At 70.6% G+C, this 22,689-nt stretch carries 21 protein-coding genes; 9 read left to right on the top strand and 12 right to left on the bottom strand.

The features are described 5' to 3' along the window. Positions 1-57: 57 nt before the first annotated feature. From C3481_RS08700 to C3481_RS08675, 6 genes are all read right to left on the bottom strand, one after another. Positions 58-885, bottom strand: a complete 828-nt coding sequence (locus C3481_RS08700) for an ABC transporter permease (protein ID WP_258039064.1) — start codon at positions 883-885, stop codon at positions 58-60. After that, positions 858-1,664 (bottom strand): ABC transporter permease, encoded by an 807-nt coding sequence (locus C3481_RS08695; RefSeq protein WP_103841665.1) that lies wholly within the window; start codon positions 1,662-1,664, stop codon positions 858-860. Before C3481_RS08695 ends, C3481_RS08700 begins: the two co-directional genes overlap by 28 nt. Continuing rightward, a complete protein-coding gene (locus tag C3481_RS08690) occupies positions 1,664-2,485 on the bottom strand; it encodes an ABC transporter ATP-binding protein (RefSeq protein ID WP_103841663.1) in 822 nt (273 codons plus the stop codon). Before C3481_RS08690 ends, C3481_RS08695 begins: the two co-directional genes overlap by 1 nt. Positions 2,486-2,508: 23 nt before the next feature. Next, positions 2,509-3,618: an ABC transporter substrate-binding protein gene (locus C3481_RS08685; protein WP_023953145.1), complete on the bottom strand. Its 1,110-nt coding sequence runs from the start codon at positions 3,616-3,618 to the stop codon at positions 2,509-2,511. 151 nt (positions 3,619-3,769) lie between these two features. Beyond that, the gene (locus C3481_RS08680; RefSeq protein ID WP_103841661.1) at positions 3,770-6,535 is read right to left on the bottom strand and encodes a molybdopterin-dependent oxidoreductase; all 2,766 of its coding nucleotides are present in this window, start codon (positions 6,533-6,535) and stop codon (positions 3,770-3,772) included. Next, positions 6,532-7,380, bottom strand: coding sequence for an FAD binding domain-containing protein (locus tag C3481_RS08675; protein ID WP_103841659.1), 849 nt, complete (start codon positions 7,378-7,380; stop codon positions 6,532-6,534). Before C3481_RS08675 ends, C3481_RS08680 begins: the two co-directional genes overlap by 4 nt. 146 nt (positions 7,381-7,526) lie before the next feature. Between C3481_RS08675 and C3481_RS08670 the strand changes: the two genes are divergently transcribed. Together C3481_RS08670 and C3481_RS08665 are read left to right on the top strand one after the other, a co-directional pair. Beyond that, positions 7,527-8,555 carry an XdhC family protein gene (locus tag C3481_RS08670; protein WP_103841657.1) on the top strand — a complete coding sequence of 343 codons (1,029 nt, stop codon included), beginning with the start codon at positions 7,527-7,529 and terminating at the stop codon, positions 8,553-8,555. After that, entirely contained in the window at positions 8,552-9,169 is a 618-nt protein-coding gene (locus C3481_RS08665; protein WP_258039063.1) for an NTP transferase domain-containing protein, read from the top strand. The genes C3481_RS08670 and C3481_RS08665 overlap by 4 nt, the downstream gene beginning before the upstream one ends. 12 nt (positions 9,170-9,181) lie before the next feature. Here C3481_RS08665 and C3481_RS08660 read toward each other — a convergent pair whose 3' ends face one another. Genes C3481_RS08660 through purS form a run of 3 tightly spaced genes read right to left on the bottom strand, consistent with a single transcriptional unit; the run spans position 9,182 to position 11,083 of the window. Then, positions 9,182-10,111 (bottom strand): 2-hydroxyacid dehydrogenase, encoded by a 930-nt coding sequence (locus tag C3481_RS08660; RefSeq protein ID WP_103841653.1) that lies wholly within the window; start codon positions 10,109-10,111, stop codon positions 9,182-9,184. A gap of 25 nt (positions 10,112-10,136) precedes the next feature. Then, positions 10,137-10,841 (bottom strand): phosphoribosylformylglycinamidine synthase subunit PurQ, encoded by a 705-nt coding sequence (purQ, locus tag C3481_RS08655; RefSeq protein WP_088379663.1) that lies wholly within the window; start codon positions 10,839-10,841, stop codon positions 10,137-10,139. Further along, a complete protein-coding gene (gene purS, locus C3481_RS08650; RefSeq protein WP_023953132.1) occupies positions 10,838-11,083 on the bottom strand; it encodes a phosphoribosylformylglycinamidine synthase subunit PurS in 246 nt (81 codons plus the stop codon). The genes purQ and purS overlap by 4 nt, the downstream gene beginning before the upstream one ends. Before the next feature lie 233 nt (positions 11,084-11,316). Between purS and C3481_RS08645 the strand changes: the two genes are divergently transcribed. The 5 genes from C3481_RS08645 (at position 11,317) to C3481_RS08625 (ending at position 17,156) form a co-directional block, all read left to right on the top strand. Then, positions 11,317-12,579, top strand: a complete 1,263-nt coding sequence (locus C3481_RS08645; RefSeq protein ID WP_023953131.1) for an ABC transporter substrate-binding protein — start codon at positions 11,317-11,319, stop codon at positions 12,577-12,579. Between the two features lie 72 nt (positions 12,580-12,651). After that, positions 12,652-13,707: a carbohydrate ABC transporter permease gene (locus tag C3481_RS08640; RefSeq protein ID WP_023953130.1), complete on the top strand. Its 1,056-nt coding sequence runs from the start codon at positions 12,652-12,654 to the stop codon at positions 13,705-13,707. Then, a complete protein-coding gene (locus tag C3481_RS08635) occupies positions 13,704-14,621 on the top strand; it encodes a carbohydrate ABC transporter permease (protein WP_103841651.1) in 918 nt (305 codons plus the stop codon). The genes C3481_RS08640 and C3481_RS08635 overlap by 4 nt, the downstream gene beginning before the upstream one ends. Beyond that, the gene (locus tag C3481_RS08630; RefSeq protein ID WP_237049123.1) at positions 14,618-16,135 is read left to right on the top strand and encodes a GH1 family beta-glucosidase; all 1,518 of its coding nucleotides are present in this window, start codon (positions 14,618-14,620) and stop codon (positions 16,133-16,135) included. Before C3481_RS08635 ends, C3481_RS08630 begins: the two co-directional genes overlap by 4 nt. Before the next feature lie 7 nt (positions 16,136-16,142). After that, positions 16,143-17,156: a LacI family DNA-binding transcriptional regulator gene (locus tag C3481_RS08625; RefSeq protein ID WP_023953127.1), complete on the top strand. Its 1,014-nt coding sequence runs from the start codon at positions 16,143-16,145 to the stop codon at positions 17,154-17,156. A gap of 15 nt (positions 17,157-17,171) precedes the next feature. Here C3481_RS08625 and C3481_RS08620 read toward each other — a convergent pair whose 3' ends face one another. From C3481_RS08620 to C3481_RS08610, 3 genes are all read right to left on the bottom strand, one after another. Continuing rightward, a complete protein-coding gene (locus C3481_RS08620) occupies positions 17,172-18,017 on the bottom strand; it encodes a VOC family protein (RefSeq protein WP_103841649.1) in 846 nt (281 codons plus the stop codon). A gap of 107 nt (positions 18,018-18,124) precedes the next feature. Beyond that, complete coding sequence (locus C3481_RS08615) at positions 18,125-19,465, bottom strand: uracil-xanthine permease family protein (RefSeq protein WP_064955181.1); 1,341 nt, start codon at positions 19,463-19,465, stop codon at positions 18,125-18,127. A 133-nt stretch (positions 19,466-19,598) separates the two neighbouring features. Beyond that, positions 19,599-20,477, bottom strand: coding sequence for a phosphoribosylaminoimidazolesuccinocarboxamide synthase (locus C3481_RS08610; protein WP_103841647.1), 879 nt, complete (start codon positions 20,475-20,477; stop codon positions 19,599-19,601). Positions 20,478-20,564: 87 nt separating this feature from the next. Here C3481_RS08610 and C3481_RS08605 point away from each other — a divergent pair, with 87 nt between their 5' ends. Next, entirely contained in the window at positions 20,565-21,188 is a 624-nt protein-coding gene (locus tag C3481_RS08605) for a PadR family transcriptional regulator (protein ID WP_023953121.1), read from the top strand. Then, positions 21,185-22,678 carry a DHA2 family efflux MFS transporter permease subunit gene (locus C3481_RS08600; protein ID WP_103841645.1) on the top strand — a complete coding sequence of 498 codons (1,494 nt, stop codon included), beginning with the start codon at positions 21,185-21,187 and terminating at the stop codon, positions 22,676-22,678. The genes C3481_RS08605 and C3481_RS08600 overlap by 4 nt, the downstream gene beginning before the upstream one ends. Positions 22,679-22,689: the final 11 nt, after the last annotated feature.

The raw sequence follows: 22,689 nt of genomic DNA, 5'->3' as shown, positions 1-22,689 counted from the left end.
GAACCGCGAGACGACAGCTGCGCGTGTGTCGTCTCGCGGTTCGGTTCGGCAGACCCGTCAGGCCACCGAGGTCGTCATGCCCATGCGGGTGAGGACGAGGGTCTCGGCGATCTGCACGAGGTTGTAGAGCACGAGGGTCAGCAGCGTGATGATCGCCACCGACGCCCACAGGTCGTCGAAGCGGGCGGTCGCGGTGAACTTCACGATCATGCCGCCGATGCCCTGCCCCGTCGACAGCCACTCGGCGAGGAGGGCGCCGGTGACGGCGCCCGGCACCGAGACGCGGGCGGCGGCGAAGAGCGAGGGCAGCGCGCCCGGCACGCTGACCTTGCGCAGCTGCGCGAGGCGTCCGCCGCCGTAGACGTGCACGAGGTCGAGGCTCTCCTTCGTCGCGCGGCTCAGGCCGAACAGGATCGAGGCGAGGGCGGGGAAGAGCACGACGATCGAGCCGATGACGGCGACGGATGCCGCGGTGCCGCGGCCCGTGATCAGGATGATGACCGGCGCGATGGCCACGAGCGGCACCGAGCGCAGCAGCAGCGCGAGCGGCATGACGCCCGCCTCGATCGCCTTCGACAGCGAGAACGCCACGGCGAGCAGGAGCGCGACGAGCATGCCGACGCCGAACCCGAGGGCGGCGTCCTGCACGGTCTGGCCGATGAGCGGCCACAGGCCCATGCGGTTCTCGGCGGCGTCGTCGGCGGTGAACAAGAATTCCCACACTTCGCCGGGGCCCTTGGCGACGTAGGTCGAGATGCCCGTGAGGTTGACGACGGCCCACCACAGCGCGAGCACGATGAGCACGGTCGCGAGGGCGTTGATCAGCGAGCGGCCGACGGAGCGGCGGAGGGCGACGATCATGCGGCCGACCTCCCCGAGACCCACGGCGTGACGAGACGCGCGACGAGGCCGAGGGCCGCGTATCCGATGAGGGCGACGATCGCCGACAGCAGGAACACCGCCCAGACGCGCGGCGAGTCGAGGTCGCCCTGCAGCTTGATGAGGGTGATGCCCACGCCCCGGTCGATCGCGCCCATGTACTCGCCGAGGATGGCACCGAGGAAGGCGCTCGGCACGGCGATCTGCAGCGCGTTGAGGATGGCGGGGGTGGCGGCGATCAGGCGCACTTTGCGCAGCTGCGTCCACCGCGACCCGCCGTAGACGCGCACGACGTCGAGCGACGCCTTGTCGGCCGCCTTGAACCCGAGCAGCGCGCCGACGACCGTGGTGAAGAAGACCGCGAGCGCCGCGAGGAAGATCGCGGTCGCGCTCGGATCGCCCGCGCGCTTGGCCCCGCCCAGCACGACGATCGCGATGCCGCCGACGGCGACGACGGGTAGGCAGTAGCTGACGACGGCGATCTGGGTGACGACGACCTCGAGGCGGGGGAGGAGCAGCACCGTCGACGCGAGGAGGAGCGCGATCGCGTTGCCCCAGACGTAGCCGATCATCGCTTCGCCGATCGTGACCTGGAACACCGTCCAGTACGGCGCCAGACCGTCGCGGACGATGGTCTCGAACACGGTGAACGGCGAGGGGACGGGGGTGAAGGTCGTGCCCTCGGGCGGCGAGAACGCCGTGACCGATAGCAGCCACCACGCCGCGATCAGCACGACGGCCCCGATGACGCCCGCGAGCCAGGTCGGCATTCCGGCGCGGCGCATCACGACTCCGCGTCGGCGCGGCCGTCGCTGCCGAAGAGCAGCTCGGACGCGCGGTCGACCAGCGCGTGGAACTCGGGAGTCCGCATCATCTCGGGAGTCCGCGGGCGCGGCAGGTCGACGTCGATGATCTCGACCACGCGGCCGGGGCGCGGCGACATGACCGCCACGCGGTCGGAGAGGAAGATCGCCTCGGAGATGCCGTGGGTGACGAGCAGCGTCGTCGCGGGCTTCTCGGTCCAGATGCGCAGCAGTTCGAGGTTGAGGTTCTGCCGGGTCATGTCGTCGAGCGCGCCGAACGGCTCGTCGAGCAGCAGCACCGACGGCTTGAGCGCGAGCGCGCGGGCGATCGACACGCGCTGCCGCATCCCGCCGGACAGCTGGGCGGGCTTGGACTTCTCGAAGCCGGTGAGCCCGACGAGCTTGATGAGCTCGTCGATGTACGCCTTGTCGGGCGTGCGACCCGCGATCTCGAAAGGCAGGCGGATGTTGGCCAGCACGCTGCGCCAGGGGAGCAGGGCGTGGTCCTGGAAGGCGATGCCCAGCTCGTGGTCGCGACGCAGCTCGTGGGGGGTCTTGCCGTCGACGCGGACCTCGCCCGCGGTCGGGTTCTCGAGGTCGGCGAGGATGCGCAGGATGGTGGACTTGCCGCACCCCGAGGGGCCGAGCAGGGCGAGGAACGAGCCCTTGTCGGTGTGGAGGTGGGTGTCCTGCAGGGCCGTCACGGTCCGGCCGCGGCCGGTGTGGAAGGTCTTGCTGAGGCCGTCGATCAGGATGCCGGTGCCGCGAGGGGCACCGGCATCCCGGGTGTCGTCGTGTGGCATGTGATGGAGGGAAGCGTCCGAACCTACGGAAGGTAGTCCAGCAGCTCCGGGTTCTCGTCGTAGATCTCGTCGATGATGGTGGTGTCGAACAGGTCGTCGACCGAGACCTTCCAGCCTGCGGCGGCGAGCGAGTCGACCGTCTGCTGCTTCAGGTCGTCCGAGATCGTGAAGAGGCCGTTGGCCTCGGTCTCCTCGGTCGAGATGAGCAGGTTCTGAGCGGCGATGCCGGCGGTCGTCTTCGCGGGGTCGAGGGCGCCGAACACGGCCTCGAGGCCGTCCTCCGACTCCTCCGCGGCCTGGTTGTAGTACTTCTGCACCAGGCTGACGGTGTCGTCGACGGGCTGCTGGAACACCTGGGTCCAGCCCTTGATCTCGGCGATGAGGAACTCCTTGAGGAGCTCCTTGTTCTCGGCGAGGTACTGGTCGGTGACGGTGAACGTCTCGGCCACGTAGGGCACGCCGTTCTCGGCGTACGAGAGGTTGGTGATGTCGTAGCCCGCGAGCTCGACGGTCAGCGCCTCGTTGGTGAGGTAGGCCATGAAGCCGTCGACCTGGCCGTCCATGAGCGGGGTCGGGTCGAAGTCCACGGGAACGACGGTGACCTCGCTCGGGTCGATGCCGTTGGCGTTCAGCAGGGCCGCGAATACTGAGGCGTTGGAGTCCTGGACGCCGATCGTCTTGCCGATGAGGTCCTGCGGGGTCGCGATGTTGCCGCCGTCCGCGAGCGAGAGGATCGTGAACGGATTCTTCTGGAAGGTCGCGCCGATGATCTTCAGCGGCGCATCCTCCTCGGCGACGGCGGCGCCTACCGAGGCGGCGTCCGAGAGCGCGACCTGCACGGTGCCCGACAGCAGCTTCGCCACGCCCGTGTCGGGCCCGGAGATGCCGATGACCTCGTCGAAGCCGGCCTCGTCGTAGTAGCCGTTCTCGTAGGCGTAGAACTCGCCGGCGAACTCCTCGTTCTTGATCCACGAGTACTGCACGCTGATCTCGCCGAATGACGCGGAGTCGTCGGAGCCCGATGCGCCGGGCTCGGCGGAGCTCGACGAGCAGGCCGAGAGGGCGAGGGCGGCGACGGCGGCGGTGGCCAGGGTCGCGACGAGGCGGTGTTTCCGGATGCGCGGTGCGGGCATCGGTTCTCCTTCGGGTGTGCGGGTGCAGGAACGCAGGGCGGGTGCACGGATGCCGCTGCGGGGAGGTGCTGGCTTGAAGCTATTGCTTGAATATTTCGGTCACCGTCGCGCTCGTGTTTCGATGCTGTGACGGCTTCCGACGCGTCGCGGCTCAGCGGGGGTCGTGCTGAGCCAGCCGCCAGATCCGGTCGCGGCTGAAGGGCTGCTCGTAGGGTCGTCGCCCGAGGGCGCGGGCGATCGCGTTGCCGATCGCGGGCGCGACGGGGTTGTAGGGCGACTCGCTCATCGACTTCGCGCCGAACGGTCCGAGCGCGTCGTCGGTCTCGGCGAAGAAGACCTCGGTGTCGGGGATGTCGGCCGACTGCGGCACGCGGTAGGTGCGGAACACCGGGTTCCTCACCCGCCCGCCGTCGTCGATCATCACCTCTTCGTACAGGGCGCTGCCGATGCCCTGCGCGACTCCGCCCTCGACCTGTCCGCGGCACTGGGCCGGGTTGAGCACGACCCCCGCGTCCGCCGACTGGACGGACTGGAGGATGCGCACCGATCCGGTCTCGGGGTCGACCGCGACGCGGACGGCGTGGACGTTGAAGGCGAGCGATCGCTGTTCGCCGAGCTCGCTGCCGTCGGCGGTGAGCCCGTGCTCGTCGCGGTGCGCCGGATCGGCGGCGGCGATCAGCTCAGCGGGGCCGACGAGCCGCACCGGGGTGCGCACCGAGCCGTCGGGCTGCAGCACCGCGTCGGCCGGGGAGGTCTCCGTGAGCGCGGCCGCGGCCTGTCGCATCCGATCGGCCAGGGTGAGGCAGGCGGCGTGCAGGGCCTTCCCGGCGACGGTGATGCCGGCCGAGGCGAACGCGCCCGTGTCGTGATGCACGGCGTCGGTGTCGGCGCTGCGCACCTCGAGGCGGTCGCTGCCCAGCACCGTCGACGCGATCTGGCGGTGCACCGTGCTCGTGCCGTTGCCGAACTCGACGGTGCCGGTGCGCAGGAGGTACGAGCCGTCGGGACGCAGCGTCGCGGTCGTGTGGGCGATGTGGCCGAACGGTGCCATCGTCGCGATCATGGCCGCCGCCATGCCTTCGCCGACGAGCCAGCCGTCGGGTGCGGTGGAGCCGTTGCCGCGTCGCAGCGCGGCCTCGGCGAGGTCGAGGCACTGGTCGAAGCCGTAGCTGCCCCAGACGAGGTCGTGCTCGTGCGTCGCATCCGCCGGTCCGACCGCGTTGCGACGGCGCAGCTCGAACGGGTCGATGCCGAGCTGCTCGGCGAGCATGTCCATCGCCGACTCGACGCCGAGGATGACCTGGCCGAGCCCGTATCCGCGGAAGGCGCCCGAGGGGACGTTGTTCGTGTAGACGACCTCGGCGTCGAGGCGCACGGCATCGCAGCGGTACAGCGCGACCGACTCGGCGAGCGAGTGGAACATGACCCCGCGCGAATGGTTGCCGTAGGCTCCGGTGTCGCTCAGCAGATCCACCGTCATCGCGGTCAGCCGGCCGTCGGTGTCGGCGCCGAGGGTCACCGACACGCGCATCGGATGCCGAAGCGACGCGCGCTGGAACTGCTCCGTCCGCGAGAACTCGTAGGCCACCGGTCGGCCCGTGCGCAGTACCGCCAGCGCGACCAGGTCCTCGGTGAAGATCTCCTGCTTGCCCCCGAAGCCGCCGCCCACGCGCGCCGTGAACACCCGCACCCGGTCGGTGGGCAGGTCGAACAGCCGGGCGATCTCGTCGCGGGCGAGGAACGGCACCTGGGTGGAGGAGCGGATGACGAGGCGTCCCGCGTCGTCGAGCCATCCCACGGAGCCGTGCGTCTCGAGCTGCGCGTGCGAGACGCGCTGCGTCGACCAGGTGCCGCTGACGACGGCGGCGCTCGCCGCGAGAGCGGCCGCGGTGTCGCCCGTCTCGCGGTGGAGTCCCGCGATCACGTTGCGGCCGGCGTCGTCGACGCGGTCGGCGGGCGTGCGGTCGGGATGCAGCAGCGGGGCGCCGGCGCTCCGTGCCTCCTCGGGGTCGAAGACCGCCGGCAGCACCTCGTACTCCACGCGCACGAGACGCCGGGCGGCGTCGGCGGCCTCGGCGGTCTCGGCGACCACCGCGACGACCCGCTGTCCGACGTGGCGCACGACCTCGTCGAGCATGAGGGTGTCGTCGGGGTCGTCCTCGCGGTGCTCGTGCCGGCCCGTCGAATAGCGGATGCGGGGGACGTCGGCCGGGGTGAGCACCGCGACGACGCCGGGCACGGCCCGCGCCGCATCCGTGTCGATCGCGAGGATGCGGGCGTGCGCGTGCGGCGATCCGACCACGCGCAGCACGAGCGGCGGACCGGCCGGGGTGTCGGCGATGTCGAACGTGTACGGCTCACGGCCCTGCACCACGCGTCGCGCGGCCTCGGGCGACACCGAACGGCCGACTCCGCGCGGGGCCGCGGGAGCTCCCTCGGCCGAGGCGGGCGCACCCGTCTCGCGCACGGGGCCGAGCACCGAGGCGCGGACGGCCTCGCGGATCGGGCGGTAGCCGGTGCACCGGCACAGGTTGCCCTTGAGCCGACGGTCGAGGTCGTCGAGGTCGTCGGCGCACAGCGTCGAAGCCGTCACGCTCAGACCCGGCGAGCAGAACCCGCATTGGAAGCCGAAATGCTCGACGAGGGCCTCCTGCACCGGATGCAGCTCGTCGCCGGGTGCGAGACCGGCCGCAGTCGTCACGCTGCGACCGTCGAGCCGCGCCGCCGGGATGAGGCAGGAATGCACCGCCTCGCCGTCGAGCAGCACCGAGCAGGCACCGCAGTCGCCCGCGTCGCAGCCCTTCTTGACCTCGAGGCGGCCCGTCTCGCGGAGCATCGTGCGCAGGCACTGCCCGGCGCGGGGCGCGGCCTCGACCGCCACCCCGTCGACCTCGAACCTGACGGCGTCGGCGGTCATGCGGGCTCCATCCGGTCCCTCTCGCGCCGCAGGTCGGCGGCGGCTCGGCGAGCGAGCACGGAGCTGACTCCGCGGCGCCAGTCCGCGGCACCGAGCGGGTCGCTGTAATAGCCGGGTGCCGCCTCGGCGGCCGCGACCAGCGCCGCGTCGGACGGGATCCCCGAGAAGCGCAGCACGACCGGGCGCCGGACGGCGGCTGTGATCGTGAATGTGGCCGACCCGTCGTCGTCGAGGCGCCCGGTGACGACGGCTCCCGACCGGCCGAGCTCGGCGAGGGCGATCTTGTGGAGCACCGCGCGCGAGCGCAGCGTCGCGGCGGGCAGCTCGATCGCCCGCAGCAGGTCGCCCGGCCCGAGGCAGGTCGCGCCGTCGTCGACGACGAGCTCGGCCACCGGCATCCGCGTCTCCCCGCCGTCGGCGTGCCAGATCACCGCGACGCCGTCGAGCGCAGCGCACAGGCTGATCATGGCCCCCGCGGCGAAGGCGCGGCAGAGGTTGCCGCCGACCGTGGCGGTGTTCCAGATCTTGAAGCTCGCGAGCAGGGCGTTCGCCGCGGCCGGCACGAGGTCGAGCGCGGTCCAGTCGGTGCGGGGGGCCACCTCGAGGCGCCCGGCTGCGAAGGCGACGAGTCGTGCGATGGTGCACGTCGCGGCGATGCGCAGGCCGTTCTCATCGACCTCGAGCTCGGGCCAGCCCATCGTCGTGAGGTCGACGAAGCCGGTCGTCCCCGGCTGCGGCTCCGACATCAGCCAGGTGCCTCCGGCGATGAACCTCTCGCGCGGCGCGAGCACGAGATCGTCGCGTGTCCGGGCGGCGCGGAAGCCGGTGACGGTCGTGATGTCCATGGGGCTCCTCTCGGCTCGGACGTCGCATGAGTGAATCAGCCCCGCATTTCGCTCGTGTTTCACGTCGCCGCAACGAGCCGCAACGAACCGGCAACACGTGAGGCCTAACGTGCGGAGGAGTCCCGTCGCCGCCCCGAGGAGGTCCCATGCGCGAGATCCTCGCCGTCGCCCGCGATGAGCTGGCCGCGGGCCGCGCCGTCGCCGTGGCGACCGTGGTGGCCGCAGCCGGCAGTTCGCCGCGCGAGATCGGCGCCTCGATGCTGGTCGCGGCCGACGGGCGGGCGTTCGGCAACGTGTCGGCGGGATGCGTCGACGGAGCCGTCTACGAGCGGTGCGTCGAGGTGCTCGCCGGAGACGACGCGGTGGTCGACCGCTTCGGCATCGCCGATGACGACGCCGTCGCGGTCGGGCTCTCGTGCGGCGGGACGATCGAGGTGCTGGTGCGCGCGCTCGTACCCGGGTCGCCCGAGGCTGCGACGCTCGCTCTTCTCGCCGCGCGTGACCGCGACGGCGTCGCCACGGTGCTCCGGCTGCGGACGGCCGGCGATGGGATGGGGTCGGCGTCGATCATCGACGCGGGCACGACCCCCACCCCCGCGCCCGCTGGGGGCGTCGATCTGCAGTTCGGCGCGCCGCCGCGGCTCATCGTGGTGGGCGCCGTCGAGGTCGCGGTTGCCCTGGTCGCGCTCGGGACCGCAGCGGGGTTCCACGTCGTCGTCGTCGACCCGCGCGACGTCTTCGCTCGCCCCGACCGCTTCCCGGGCGCGGAGGTCGTGGTCGACCAGCCCGGTCGCTATCTCGCAGCCGCCGGCCTCGACGTGCACACCGCCGTCTGCGTGCTCACCCACGACCCGAAGTTCGACGTTCCCGCGCTCGCCGCCGCGCTCGTGTCGCCGGCCGCGTACGTCGGTGCGATGGGCAGCCGCGCGACGTGCGCGGACCGCGTCCGTCGGCTCGTCGAAGCCGGGGTGCCGACAGCGCTCGTCGACCGGCTGCGTTCGCCGATCGGGCTCGACCTGGGCGGTACGAGCGCCGCCGAGGTGGCGCTGTCGATCCTGGCCGAGGTCGTGGCCGCGCGGCGCGGCGGAACGGGTGCGCCGCTGCGCGCCGGATCGGGCCCGATCCATCGAGACACGGCGTCGGAGGGATGCCGCGTCGACCACCTGGTCACGTGACGGACGACGTCGCGCCGCGTCGCACTCCCCCCGTCGGAATCGTGCTCGCCGCCGGCGCCGGCACGCGCTACGGCATGCCGAAGGCGCTGGCGGTCGCGCCCGGGGGACGCGCCTGGCTGGACGGGGTGGTGGCGGCGCTCGCTGCGGCCGGGTGCGAGCCGATCCTCGTGATGCTCGGTGCCGCGCCGGAGGCGCCTGTCCCCGCGGGGGCACGCGCGCGCGTGGTCGAGGACTGGCGCGAGGGTCTGTCGGCGACCGTGCGCGCGGCGCTCGCGGCGGCATCCGGCACCGATGCCGCCGTCGCGGTCATCGTGCCGGTCGACGTCCCCGAGCTGCCAGCCCGAGCGGTGGCCCGGCTGCTGACCGCCGCCGCCGGTGACGCTCGCGCGCGTCATCGCGCCGTCTTCGGCGGGCGTCCCGGCCATCCCGTCGTCCTCGGGCGAGCGCACTGGGACGCCGCCGCCCGCGCGGTCTCCGGCGATGAGGGGGCGGGTGCCTACCTCAGGCGCATCGGTGCTGTCGGCGTGGAGTGCTCCGACCTGTGGCACGGCCGCGACATCGACCATCCGCTGGATGACGGACGGGCGCCTGACGGCCGGGCACCCGGCGCCTGACGCCGGGCGTCGTCAGGCGTCGACGACGTTGACCGGCTCCTCGGCGGCGGCGAGGCGCTCGATCTGGGTCCGGACGAGCTTCGCGATGCGCGGACGCATGGCGTCGGCCGCCCCGCCCACGTGCGGCACGACGATCACCCCGGGGGCGCGCCACAGCGGGTGGTCCTCCGGCAGCGGCTCGGGGTCGACGACATCGAGCGCGGCGCGCAGACGTTCCGCCTGCAGCTCGGCCACGAGGGCGTCGGTGTCGAGCACGGTGCCGCGCCCGACGTTGACGACGAGTGCGCCGTCGGGAAGCAGCGCCAGCTCGCGGGCGCCGATGAGCCCCTTCGTCGGCTCGCCGCCGGGGAGCGTGATCATGAGGATGTCGGTGTGCGGCAGCAGCTCGTCGAGCTCGTCGATGCCGTGGACGTGGACCCCGTCCTCGTCGCGCGCGCGGGACGCGACCGGGATGATCGTGGTCTCGAAGGGGAGCAGGCGGGATGCCACGGCCTTGCCCACGCCGCCGTAGCCGAGCACCAGCACGGTGCGGTCGGCGACGCTGCGGCTGAACTGCGGGGCCCACCGCGCCGACTCCTGGTTGCGGACGTAATCCGCGAGGTCGCGCTGCGCGGCGATGGTGAGACCGACCGCGATCTCGGCGGTCGCCGTCTCGTGGACACTCGTTGCGTTCGCGAGCCTCGTGCCCTCGGGCAGGTAAGCGCCCATGCCCTCGTACCCGATCGACTGGCTCTGGAGAAGCCCGACCTTCACGTCGCCCAGTGCACTGAGCAGTCGCTTGCCCGACATGTAGGGCGGGACCACCATGTCGAACGCACCGCGGGGCGCCGGAGAGCGGAGGTCCCAGACGACCAGTTCGACTCCGTCGGGAAGAGGGCCGATGTCGGCCGCCAGCTCATCGGTGGGAACGCTGACGATGACGGTGCGGGGGGATTCGCTCATGCCCCCAACGCTACCGACCCGGCGCTCAGACGCGGGCGAGCACCGCGGCGACGGCCGACGTGAAGAACGTGAGTCCGTCGGTGCCCGAGCGCATCGCCTCGGTGGTGTTCGGGCCGAAGCCCGGCTCGACGGCGTGCTCGGGATGCGGCATGAGTCCGACGACGTTCCCGCGCTCGTTCGTGAGGCCGGCGATGTCGTCGAGCGAGCCGTTGGGGTTCACGCCGCGGTAGCGGAAGGCGACGAGACCATCGCCCTCGATCTGCTCGAGCGTCTCGGCCGAGCAGGTGAAGCCGCCGTCGGCGTTCTTCAGCGGGATGACGATCTCCTGGCCGGTCTCGAAGCCGCTCGTCCACGCGGTGTCGGCGTTCTCGACGACCAGGCGCTGGTCGCGGCGGATGAACTGCTGGTGGGCGTTGCGGATCAGGCCGCCGGGCAGCAGGTGCGCCTCGACGAGCATCTGGAATCCGTTGCAGATGCCGAGGATCGGCATGCCCTTGGCGGCGGCATCCTTCACCTCGGCCATGATCGGCGCGTGCGCCGCGATCGCGCCGGCGCGGAGGTAGTCGCCGTAGCTGAAGCCGCCGGGCAGGACGAGCGCGTCGACGCCGTCGAGGTCGTGCGAGCCGTGCCAGAGCGCGACGGGCTCGGCACCGGCGAGCCGGACGGCGCGCTGCGCGTCGCGGTCGTCGAGCGAGCCCGGGAAGGTGATGACACCGATGCGCGCGGTCACTCCACGACCTCGATGTTCACGACGTCCTCGATAACCGAGTTCGAGAGGATCTCGTCGGCGATGCGGCGAGCGGTCTCGAGGGTCGCGTCGTCGGCGCGGTCGACGGTGAGCTCGAAGCGCTTGCCGATGCGGACGTCGGAGAAACCGGCGACGCCGAGGCGGGTGAGGGCCCCCGATACCGCCTTGCCCTGCGGATCCAGCAGCTCGGCCTTGGGCATGACGTCGACGACGATGGTGGGCATTGCTCGCTCCGGAGGTCGCGGGATGGGTGCGCGACCAGTCTACGGGTGGGATGCGCGCCTCGTTCGCCGCATCCGGCCTGTCTCGTGACCGGATCGTGACCATCGTCTTTGGGAGCGCTCTCTTGTGATCCTGGGAGCGCTCCCGTATGGTCATGGTCAATCGGTGAGAGCGCTCCCAAAGTCGGGTGCGAACCGCCGCGCACCAGATACCCGCAATCACGAAGGAGTGACACGTGAATTCACGCGCACTGCGGCGGATCGGCCTCGTGGCCGGCGTCGCAACCACCTCGGCCATCGTCCTCGCCGGATGTTCGGGCGGAGGTGACCAGGCCGCATCCGGTGGCGACTCCGACACCGTGACCCTCGCGACGTTCAACGACTTCGGCTACACCGACGAGCTGCTCGCGGAGTTCACCGAGGAGACCGGCATCAAGGTCGTCCACACCAAGGCGGCGACCTCGAACGACGCCCGCACCAACTTCTTCCAGAAGCTCGGCAAGACCGGCCTCGCCGACGTCGAGGGCGTCGAGGTCGACTGGTTCCCCGAGATGATGCAGTACTCCGACCTGATCGCGCCGGTTCCCGACGAGCTCGCCGGCCGCTGGCTCGACTGGAAGGAGAAGGCGGCGACCGATGCCGAGGGCAACCTCGTCGCCTACGGCACCGACGTGGGACCGCAGGCCATCTGCTACCGCGCCGACCTGTTCGAGGCCGCCGGCCTGCCCACCGACCGCGAAGAGGTCGCGAAGCTCTTCCCGACGTGGGACGCCTTCTTCCAGATCGGCAGCGACTACGTCGCCAAGACCGGCCAGCCCTTCATCGACTCGGCCAATTCCGTCCTGCAGGGGGTCGTGAACCAGCTCGAGGTCGCCTACGAGGAGCCGGACGGCACGGTCATCGCGACCGAGAACCCCGACATCCGCGAGGCCTACGACACCGTCGTCGACAAGGCGATCCCGATCTCCGCCTACCCGGGACAGTGGACCGACGACTGGTACGCCGCCATGGCGAGCGGCAAGTTCGCCGCCATGCTGTGCCCGCCGTGGATGCACGGCATCATCGAGGGCGAAGCGCCCGACATCGCCGGCTGGGACATCGCCAACGCGTTCCCCGAGGGCGGCGGCAACTGGGGCGGTTCGTACCTCGTGGTCCCCGCGAACGGCAAGAACCTCACCAACGCGCAGAAGCTCGCCGACTGGCTGACGTCGCCCGAGACGCAGATCAAGGCCTTCAACAACGCCGGCACCTTCCCGAGCCAGCCCGAGGCGCAGTCGAGCCCCGACCTGACCGGGTTCGTCAGCGAGTACTTCAACAACGCGCCCACGGGTGAGATCGGCATCGACCGCGCCAACGCGATCACCGTGACGACCTTCAAGGGTCCGAAGTACTTCCAGTTCCACGACGCCCTCGGCAACGCCATCACGCGTGTCTTCGACGGCATCGAGGACAAGGAGACCTCCTGGAAGACCTGGGTGAACGAGGTCGGAAGCTTCTGACCCGCCCCGCCGGGGCGCACCGCATCGCCGGTGCGCCCCGGCGTTCCCCGCCCACGCACCCGAAGGACGATCGTGACCACGACACAGCAGCGCCCGGCGACGCGCTCCCCCCGAACCGACGACGGCGGTCGTCCCCCGCGGGTCATCTCTTTCTCGCAGAAGCTCAGCAAGTGGGACATCCGCTTCTCGCCGTACCTCTACATCTCGCCCTTCTTCATCATGTTCGCGATCGTGGGGCTCTTCCCCATCGCGTACACCGCAGTGATCTCGTTCATGGACTGGGACCTCATCCGCGGTGAGGGCGAGTTCATCGGATTCGACCAGTACATCTGGATCCTGACGCAGCCCCACTTCTGGACGGCCCTGCGCAACACCTTCAGCATCTTCCTGCTCTCGAGCGTTCCGCAGCTCGTGCTCGCGATCTTCATCGCGGCCGTGCTCGACCGCAACATCCGCGCCAAGACCTTCTGGCGCATGGCGGTGCTCGTCCCCTACGTCGTCGCTCCCATCGCCGTCGGCCTCATCTTCAACGCGATGTTCGCCGACCAGTCGGGCTTCATCAACGGCATCCTCCAGTCGATCGGCATCGGCGCCATCCCCTGGCACGTCGAGCCGTTCTGGAGCCACATCGCCATCGCGACGATGGTGAACTACCGCTGGATGGGCTACAACACCCTCATCCTGCTCGCAGCCATGCAGGCGGTGAACCGCGACTTCTACGAGGCCGCCACCGTCGACGGCGCGGGCCCCGTGCGCCAGTTCTTCTCGATCACCCTGCCCTCGCTCAAGCCCACGCTCATCTTCGTCATCATCACCGCCACGATCGGCGGTCTGCAGATCTTCGACGAGCCGCGCGTGTTCGATCAGGCGGGCCGCGGTGGCTCGGCCCAGCAGTGGCTGACCATCACGCTCTACCTCTACGACGTCGGCTGGGGACAGTGGAACTTCGGTCGCGCCGCCGCCATGGCGTGGATCCTCTTCCTCATCATCGTGCTGATCGGCCTGGTCAACCTCGTGGTCACCCGGACCCTGGTCCGAGACGAGGGGCTGAGGCGCGAGCTCAGCAAACGGCAGCAGAAGCAGCAGGCCAAGCAGGCGCAGCGCGCGCTGAAGGAGAACCAGGCATGAGCACCATCGGCACTCCCGCCCCTCTCGCCACGGTGGAAGAAGGGATCCCGACCGCTCGCGAGCAGCGTCGCGGAGCCCGCGCCCGCCGCATCCGCGGCAGCCGGCCCGGGGTCTGGACCTACGGCATCCTCGGGGCCGTCTTCCTCTCGGCGGTGTTCCCCCTGTACTGGTCCTTCGTGATCGGTTCGGGCGACTCCACCACCCTCCGCAAGCCCTTCCCGTGGATCCCCGGCGGCAACTTCATCGAGAACGCGCTGTCGGTCATCTCCAACCCGGCGGTCAACTTCTGGCCGGCGCTGTGGAACTCGATCTACAGCTCGTTCCTCATCGCCGCCGCCGTCGTGATCACCTCGACACTCGCCGGCTGGGCCTTCGCGAAGCTGCGCTTCCACGGCGGTCCGGCGCTGCTCGTCTTCGTCATCGCCACGATGGCCGTGCCGCAGCAGCTCGGCGTCGTGCCGCTCTACATCCTGTTCTCCGAGCTCGGGTGGACGGGGCAGATCGGCGCGATCATCATCCCCGCCCTCACGAGCGCCTTCGGGGTGTTCTGGATGACGCAGTACCTGCGCCAGGCGGTGCCCGACGAGCTCATCGAGGCCGCGCGCGTCGACGGCGCGTCGATGATCCGCACGTTCTGGACCGTCGGCATGACCGCGGCGCGTCCGGCCGCGGCGATGCTGTTCCTCTTCACCTTCGTCGGAGCCTGGAACAACTTCTTCTGGCCGTTCATCGTGCTCGACCGGCAGAACCCGACGCTTCCCGTGGCGCTGTCGCTGCTGCAGTCGAACTACTTTGTCGACTACTCGGTCGTGCTCGCGGGCGTCATCCTCGCCACCATCCCGCTGCTGCTGCTGTTCATCTTCGCGGGCAAGCAGCTCGTCAGTGGCATCATGGCCGGGGCGGTGAAGGGATGACCCTGAACCTCGACCGCACTCAGCAGGAGAACATGAACGCTTCGCGCAGCTTCCCGACCGGCTTCCTCTTCGGAGCAGCCACCGCGGCGTACCAGATCGAGGGCGCGGCCTTCGAAGACGGCCGTACCGCGTCGATCTGGGATGCGTTCGCCCGTGTTCCCGGTGCCGTGATCAACGCCGACAACGGCGACGTCGCGTGCGACCACTACCACCGCTACCGTGACGACGTCGCGCTCATGAAGGAGCTCGGCCTCGACACGTACCGGTTCTCGACCTCGTGGTCGCGCGTGCGTCCCGACGGCGGCCCGCTCAACCCGCAGGGCGTCGACTTCTACGAGCGGCTCGTCGACGAACTGCTCGGCGCCGGCATCATCCCGTGGCTGACGCTCTACCACTGGGATCTGCCGCAGGCCATCGAGGAGCGGGGCGGCTGGACCCTGCGCGAGACGGCCGACCGCTTCACGGAGTACGCCCTCGACATGCACGACGCCCTCGGCGACCGTGTGCACCACTGGACGACGCTCAACGAGCCGTGGTGCTCGTCGTTCCTCAGCTACACCGCGGGCATCCACGCTCCCGGACGGTTCGACATCGGCGACGGCATGCTCGCGGCGCACCACCTGCTGCTCGGCCACGGGCAGACCGTCGCCGCGCTGCGCGAGCGGGACGAGTCGCTGTCGCTCGGCATCACGCTGAACCTCACGGTCGCCGAGCCCGCCGACCCGGCCGACGCCGCCGACGTCGACGCCGCGCGACGTATCGACGGACAGTTCAACCGCTGGTTCCTCGACCCGATCTTCCGGGCCGCGTACCCGGGCGACATCGTCGCCGACATCGAGAAGGTGGATGCCGCGGCGGTCGAGCGTTGGCGGAATGCCGTGCGCCCGGGCGACGAGGCGATCATCGCGCAGCCGCTCGACGCCCTCGGAGTGAACTACTACCACGGCGAGTTCGTGGGCGGTCGTCCCGACCCCCACCCGCCGACCCCGGGCGATGCACCGACCGATCGCAAGACCGGGTCGCCCTGGCCCGCCGGTCACGACATCTACTGGCACGAGCGGGGCCTGCCGCGGACGTCGATGCACTGGGAGGTGCAGCCCGCGGGGCTGACCCAGCTGCTCGAGCGCGTGTGGACCGAGTACGCCCAGCCCGTGGGCACGATCCTCTACGTCACCGAGAACGGCGCCGCCTACGACGACGAGCTCGTCGAGGTGGAAGGCGAGAAGACGGTTCCCGACGCCGAGCGCACCGAGTTCCTCCGGGTTCATCTCGGTGCGATCCTCGATGCGCAGGAGGCCGGTGTCGATGTGCGCGGCTACTTCTACTGGTCGCTGCTCGACAACTTCGAATGGGCGTGGGGCTACGAGAAGCGCTTCGGGATCGTGCACGTGGATTACCACACTCAGGAGCGGACGCTGAAGGACAGCGCGAAGGAGTATCGTCGGGTCATCGCAGATCGTGCGATCGACGTTCCCGCCGCGGCGGACGCCGCCCGGACCGCCGTCCCGAGGTAGCCCACCTGTGATCTCCGACCAGAACCGGACGGCCGCGACCATCGAAGAGGTCGCGGCCGTCGCCGGTGTATCGCGCTCGACCGTGTCGCGCGTCGTCAACGGCTCGACCGCCGTCAGCCCGGCCGCGCTCGAGTCGGTGCGCCGTGCGATTGCCGAGCTCAACTACGTTCCCAACCGCGCGGCGCGTTCGCTCGCGAGCCGGTCGACGATGGCGATCGCCCTGGTCGTCCCAGAAGACACCAGCCGCGTGTTCGGCGATCCGTTCTTCGCGTCGGTCGTCTCGGGCATCAACTCGCGCATCAGCCGCAGCGATTACGTGCTGAACCTGATCATGGCCAGTGCCGACCCCGGCGACAAGACCGCTCAGTACGTGCGCAGCGGCGCCGTCGACGGGGCGATCATCGTGTCGCACCACACGAGCGACACGTTCATCGAGCGCATCGCAGCCGCGATCCCCGTGGTCTACGGCGGCCGTCCGGTGCGGTCGCGGGCCGGCGACTATTACATCGACGTCGACAACGTCGCCGGTGCGCGCGATGCCACGGCCTACCTCATCGGCCGCGGATGCCGGCACATCGGCGCGATCACGGGTCCGCCCTCCATGCCCGCCGGCGTCGACCGCGCCGAGGGCTACCGCGTGGCGCTCGCGGAGTCGGGACTCACTCCGGCTCCCGTCGTGCAGGGCGACTTCACGACCGAGTCCGGCGCCGTCGCCATGCGCGCCATCCTCGCGGCGGGTGAGCCGCTCGACGGCCTCTTCGTCGCCAGCGACCTCATGGCGCGCGGCGCGATGCAGGTGCTCGCGGCCGAAGGCATCCGGATCCCCGACGAGGTCGCCGTCGTGGGCTTCGACGATTCGCCCGTCGCACTGACGACCGAGCCCCAGCTGACCACGATGCGGCAGCCGTCGTTCACGCAGGGCGAGTGCATGGCCGACGTCCTGCTCGCCCGGCTCGCGGGGATGTCTCCGCCCGAGGTGACGATCCTCGACACCGAGCTCATCGTCCGCGGCTCGGCCTGACGCGTGGCCTGACGCTCAGGCCAGGGCGGCGTGGAGCGTGTTGTTCCAGGGGTCGTCGAACGCGACCGTCCGCCCGTCGTCGCGCACCGCGATGCCGTGATGACGCAGACGCTCGGTGAGGGCCCCGAGATCGTCGGATGTCGGCAGGGCGAGGTCGACGCGGCCGAGCCCGAGCGCCGGCATGCGCGGCCCCGCCCCTCGGGAGTTCCACACGTTCATCGCCATGTGGTGGTGGTAGCCGCCCGCGCTGACGAAGAGGGCCTGATCGCCGAGCGCCGCGGTCGTGTCGAACCCCAGGGCGTCGACATAGAACGCCCGTGCGGTCGCCACGTCGCCGACCGAGAGGTGCACGTGTCCGACGCGGGCGGGATCAGACGGCGTGAAGGCGGCGCTGCCCGCGCCGTCGAGCGTCGCAGGGTCGAGGTGTTCGCGCAGGAAGGCGTTGGGATCGAGGGAGAGGGTGTCCATCTCGACCTGTCCGTGGGTCCACGACCAGGTGCTGCGGTCTCGGTCCCAGTAGAGCTCGATGCCGTTGCCCTCGGGGTCGGTGAAGTAGAACGCCTGGCTGACGAGGTAATCGGCGCTGCCGCTGAAAGTCGAAGGCGCGTGACGGGCGACGCTGTAGAGCGCGGCCGCGAGGGCTGTCTGCGTCTCGAAGAGGATCGCCGTGTGGAACAGGCCCGCCGACCCTGAAGCCGCGTGGCGCAGCGAGGGCTCGTGGCGCAGGATCACGATCGGTCGACCGGAACGCCCGAGCGTGACGGTGTCGCCCTCGGCGGCAAGCACCTGCAGGGTCACGACGTCGCGGTAGTAACGCGTCATCGCGTCGAGGTCGCCGACCAGCAGGGTGACGGCGCCCATCCTGGCCCGGGTGGTGCTGAGTGCACGGCAAAACGCCGAGTGCACGGCATCCTCGCGTGTGGAAGTCGTCCTTTCGACGGGATGCCGTGCACTCGGGCGCGCTGCGCTTACTGGGGGTCGCCGCCCAGCGGGCCTACCGCGGGGATGGGGCCGCCGTCGTCGGCGCCGGTCTTGCGCCAGCGGGCGATCGCGTTGCCCGCGTGATAGATCACGAGGGCGGCGATGGTGCCGAGGACGATCGCGCCGAACTGCAGCGAGCCGAAGTTCATCGCGAACCCGGCGATCGCGATGACGAACGACACCGCGACGGTGTACTGGTTGACGGGGCGCGAGAAGTCGACGCGGTTGTCGACCCAGATCTTGATGCCGATGACGCCGATCAGGCCGTAGAGGGCCGTCGTGACGCCGCCGAGCACGCCCGCCGGGATGGTGTTGAACACCGCCCCGACCTTGGGCGAGAACGCGAGGAGAATCGCGACGATGCCGGCCACCCAGTACGCGGCGGTCGAGTAGACGCGGGTCGCGGCCATGACGCCGATGTTCTCGCCGTAGGTCGTGGTGCCCGAGCCGCCGAAGCCGCCCGCGAGGGTCGTCGCGACACCGTCGGCGATGAGGGCGCGACCGGTGTGCTTGTTGATCGACGGGTCGTCGGTCATGGTCGCGACGCCGCGCACGTGGCCGACGTTCTCGGCGATCAGCACGAGCACGACCGGCAGGAACATCGGCACGATGGACCAGGCCGCGGCATCCCCGATCGCCACGAGGTGGAAGTCGGGCAGACCGAACCAGGCGGCGGCCTCGACGGCCTCGAACTCGACCTGCCCGGTGACGGCGGCCACGACGTAGCCGACGATCACGCCGAGGAAGATCGAGATGCGGCCGAGGAACCCGCGGAACAGCACGCTGAACAGGATGACGGCGCACAGGGTCACGGTGGCGATCTCGGGCTGCAGCTGGAAGTTGTTCCACGCCGCGGGGGCGAGGTTGAAGCCGATCAGCGCGACGATCGCTCCGGCGACCACGGGAGGCATGAGCTTCTCGATCCAGCCGGTGCCGAAGGCCTGCACGATGAAGCCGACCGCCGCGAGCAGGAGGCCCGCGACGACGACGCCGAGGAGCGCCTGCGTGATCTGCTCGGCGGTCTCGAGGCGGTTGCCGCCGTTGAGTGCCGTGATGGGGGCGATGAACGCGAACGACGAGCCGAGGTAGCTGGGCAGCTTGTTGCGCGTGATGAGCAGGAAGACGAGGGTGCCGAGACCCGAGAAGAGCAGGGTCGTCGAGACCGGGAAGCCGGTGATGATCGGAACGAGGAACGTCGCACCGAACATGGCGACGACGTGCTGCGCGCCGATGGCGATGGTGCCGGGCCAGTTCAGGCGCTCGCCGGGCTTGACGACGGCGCCGCGCGCGACGGTGCGGCCGTCGCCGTGGAGGGACCAGATGGGCATGGGACTCCTCGGGAAGGATGAGGGATTCGGGATGGAGCGCGAGAGCGGCCCCACCCTATCTGTGAGATCCCTGGATGCCCGGTCGGCGCTCCGCGGAGCCGCGCGACCCGCGCCGCCAAGGACGGTACCGGAGTCAGCCGGCGAGTGTCTCGAGCAGCTCGCGGTACTTCGCCGCGGTGCGCTCGACGATGTCGTCGGGGAGAGCCGGGGGAGTGCCGGTCTTGTCCCAGGCGCCCGCGAGCCAGTCGCGCACGATCTGCTTGTCGTAGCTCGCCATGCGCTCGGCGGGCGTCGTGCCGGTGCGCCAGGCCTCGGCATCCCAGTAGCGCGACGAGTCGCTCGTGAGCACCTCGTCGGCGAGGGTCAGCACCCCGTCGGCGTCGAGGCCGAACTCGAACTTCGTGTCGGCGAGGATGAGTCCCTTGCTCTCGGCGAGGGTCGCGGCACGCCGGTAGATCTCGAGCGATGCGTCGCGCAGCGCGGCCGCGGTCTCGGCACCGACGAGCTCGACGGAACGCTCGAACGAGATGTTCTCGTCGTGCTCGCCGAGGGGTGCCTTGTAGGCGGGGGTGTAGATCGGTCCGGGCAGCCGGTCGCCGTTCTGCAGGCCGGCGGGAAGCGGGATGCCGCACACCGTGCCGCTGTCTTGATACTCCGCCCAGCCGGAGCCGGTGAGGTAGCCGCGCACGACGCACTCGATCGGCTGCATGTCGAGTTCGCGCACGACCATCGCCCGGCCCGCGACCTCTGCCGGGGGCTTGAGCCCGAGCACGTGGTTGGGGATCGGGCGTCCGCCGTCGGCGCCCGCGAGCTGCGCGAACCACCACAGGCTGAGGCGCGTCAGCAGTTCGCCCTTGCCCGGGATCCCGGGCTCGAGCACCTGGTCGAACGCGCTGACGCGGTCGCTGGCGACCACCAGCATCCGGTCGGCCGGGCCGTCGGCGGGGCGATAGAGGTCGCGGACCTTGCCGGAGTAGACGTGCTTCCAGCCGGGCAGATCGAGGGCGCTCACCCGGCCATTATCCCGGAGCGGGGAACGCCGCGACGACCCGTGAAAAAGGGCGTATAGTCCACATGGACTAATCGAGAGGGGGGTGCCATGCCGGATGCCGTCGACCGACTCACCCCGCTGGGGCTGATGCTGCTGGCGCTGCTGCACGAGGACGACATGCACGCCTACGAGATGGTCCGTCTGCTGCGCGAGCGCAAGGCCGACCGGCTCGTCGCTCCGACCCACGGCACGATCTATCACACGGTCGCTCGCCTCGAGCGGCAGGGGCTCATCGCCGAGGTCGGTACCGACCGTGACGGCAACCGTCCCGAACGGACGACCTACACGCTCACGGAGGCCGGCGCCGACATGATGATCGCGTGGGTGCGGCGCGAGCTCCCCGCCATCGACCGCCCCGACCGATTCCGCGTCGCGCTGGCCGAGTCGCACAACCTCGACCGTGGCGAAGTCGTCGCGCTTCTCAGCGAGCGGAGGGACGCCCTGGCGGCATCCCTCGGTGCGCACCGTCAGGCGCGCGATCACGCGATCGAGCGCGGCTCGTATCCCCAGTTCTGGATCGAGGTGCACCGCGAGACGGCTCTGCTGTCGGCGGATGTCGCCTGGCTCGACGAAGCGGTCGAGTACATCCGTCGTCCCGACACCGTGTGGGGGGTCACCGACCTCGCCCCGACCGACCGCTACCTGGCACAGAGAGAAGCCGCCCGCGCATGAGCGAGAGAACCAGCACCGTCCGCGCCCCCGAAGGCGCCGCACCCGCCGTCAACCCGTGGCCCGCCCTGTGGGCGATGGTCATCGGATTCTTCATGATCCTCGTCGACACGACGATCGTCTCGGTCGCGAACCCCGCGATCAAGGCCGCGCTCGACCCGTCGACCGGCAACCTCGACAACGTCGTGTGGGTCACCTCGTCGTACCTGCTCGCGTACGCCGTGCCGCTGCTGGTCACCGGCCGCCTGGGCGACCGGTTCGGACCGAAGAACATCTACCTGATCGGGCTCGCGATCTTCACGATCGCCTCGCTCGCCTGCGGGCTCTCGGGCTCGCTCGCCGTGCTCGTGGTCGCGCGAGCCGTGCAGGGTCTCGGCGCCGCGCTCATGACCCCGCAGACGATGGCCGTCATCACTCGCACGTTCCCCGCCGAGCGCCGCGGCGCGGCCATGGGGCTGTGGGGTGCGACCGCCGGTGTCGCGACGCTCGTCGGACCGCTTGCGGGCGGCCTGCTCGTCGACGGCTTCGGGTGGGAGTGGATCTTCTTCGTCAACATCCCCGTCGGCGTAGTGGCGTTCGTGCTGGCGTGGCGCCTGGTGCCGCAGCTCGAGACCCACCCGCACCGCTTCGACGTCGTGGGGGTCGTGCTCAGCGCGATAGGGCTCTTCCTCATCGTCTTCGGTCTGCAGGAGGGCGAGCACTACGAGTGGGCCGCCGGCATCTGGGCGATGATCGCCGCGGGTGTCGTCGTGATGGCGGTGTTCGTCTGGACACAGGGCCGGACCAAGAGCGAGCCCCTCGTTCCGCTCGAGCTCTTCCGCGACCGCAACTTCGCGATCTCGAACCTCGCGATCGCCGCGGTGGGCTTCACGGTGACGAGCATGGCGCTGCCGATGGCGTTCTTCACGCAGCTCGCGCGGGGCCTCACGCCGACGCAGTCGGCGCTGCTGCTCGTCCCGATGGCGGTGCTGTCGGGCGCGCTCGCACCGTTGGCCGGCCGCATCCTCGACCGGGTCGACCCGCGCCTGCTGCTCGTCCCCGGCCTGACGCTGATGGTCGTGGGTCTCGTCGGCTACGCGCTGCTCATGAACACCGAGGCCCCGGTGCTGCTGCTGCTCATCCCTGCCGCGATCATCGGTGTCGCCAACGCCGGCATGTGGGGGCCGCTCGCCACGACCGCGACCCGCAACCTGCCGCCGCGTCAGGCGGGGGCCGGCTCGGGCATCTACAACACGACCCGAACGGTCGGCTCGGTGATCGGCTCGGCGGCCATCGCGGCCTACATGCAGTCGCGGCTGACGGCGAACCTGCCGGGTGCCGGGGATGCCGCGAGCGGCGACTTCGGCGGTGGCGGCGGCGCGATGCCTCCCGCGATCGCCGAGGGCTTCTCCGCCGCGATGGCGCAGGCCATGATCCTGCCGGCGATCGTCATCGGGGTCGCCGTGATCGTCGTGATCTTCCTCAAGCGCCCCGCGCACCTCGCCAAGCGCTGACCCCGTCGCGC

Origin of the sequence: Microbacterium sp. Ru50 (assembly GCF_002920555.1) — a bacterium.
Taxonomy (GTDB): domain Bacteria; phylum Actinomycetota; class Actinomycetes; order Actinomycetales; family Microbacteriaceae; genus Microbacterium; species Microbacterium arborescens.
This window is presented reverse-complemented; position numbering and strand designations above follow the sequence as displayed.

Coding starts and splice junctions, on each gene's coding strand:
- C3481_RS08695 (WP_103841665.1), bottom strand. CDS start 1,664: ATGCGCCGCGCCGGAATGCCGACCTGGCTCGCGGGCGTCATCGGGGCC.
- C3481_RS08690 (WP_103841663.1), bottom strand. CDS start 2,485: ATGCCACACGACGACACCCGGGATGCCGGTGCCCCTCGCGGCACCGGC.
- C3481_RS08685 (WP_023953145.1), bottom strand. CDS start 3,618: ATGCCCGCACCGCGCATCCGGAAACACCGCCTCGTCGCGACCCTGGCC.
- C3481_RS08680 (WP_103841661.1), bottom strand. CDS start 6,535: ATGACCGCCGACGCCGTCAGGTTCGAGGTCGACGGGGTGGCGGTCGAG.
- C3481_RS08675 (WP_103841659.1), bottom strand. CDS start 7,380: ATGGACATCACGACCGTCACCGGCTTCCGCGCCGCCCGGACACGCGAC.
- C3481_RS08670 (WP_103841657.1), top strand. CDS start 7,527: ATGCGCGAGATCCTCGCCGTCGCCCGCGATGAGCTGGCCGCGGGCCGC.
- C3481_RS08660 (WP_103841653.1), bottom strand. CDS start 10,111: ATGAGCGAATCCCCCCGCACCGTCATCGTCAGCGTTCCCACCGATGAG.
- purS (WP_023953132.1), bottom strand. CDS start 11,083: ATGCCCACCATCGTCGTCGACGTCATGCCCAAGGCCGAGCTGCTGGAT.
- C3481_RS08635 (WP_103841651.1), top strand. CDS start 13,704: ATGAGCACCATCGGCACTCCCGCCCCTCTCGCCACGGTGGAAGAAGGG.
- C3481_RS08630 (WP_237049123.1), top strand. CDS start 14,618: ATGACCCTGAACCTCGACCGCACTCAGCAGGAGAACATGAACGCTTCG.
- C3481_RS08620 (WP_103841649.1), bottom strand. CDS start 18,017: ATGGGCGCCGTCACCCTGCTGGTCGGCGACCTCGACGCGATGACGCGT.
- C3481_RS08615 (WP_064955181.1), bottom strand. CDS start 19,465: ATGCCCATCTGGTCCCTCCACGGCGACGGCCGCACCGTCGCGCGCGGC.
- C3481_RS08605 (WP_023953121.1), top strand. CDS start 20,565: ATGCCGGATGCCGTCGACCGACTCACCCCGCTGGGGCTGATGCTGCTG.
- C3481_RS08600 (WP_103841645.1), top strand. CDS start 21,185: ATGAGCGAGAGAACCAGCACCGTCCGCGCCCCCGAAGGCGCCGCACCC.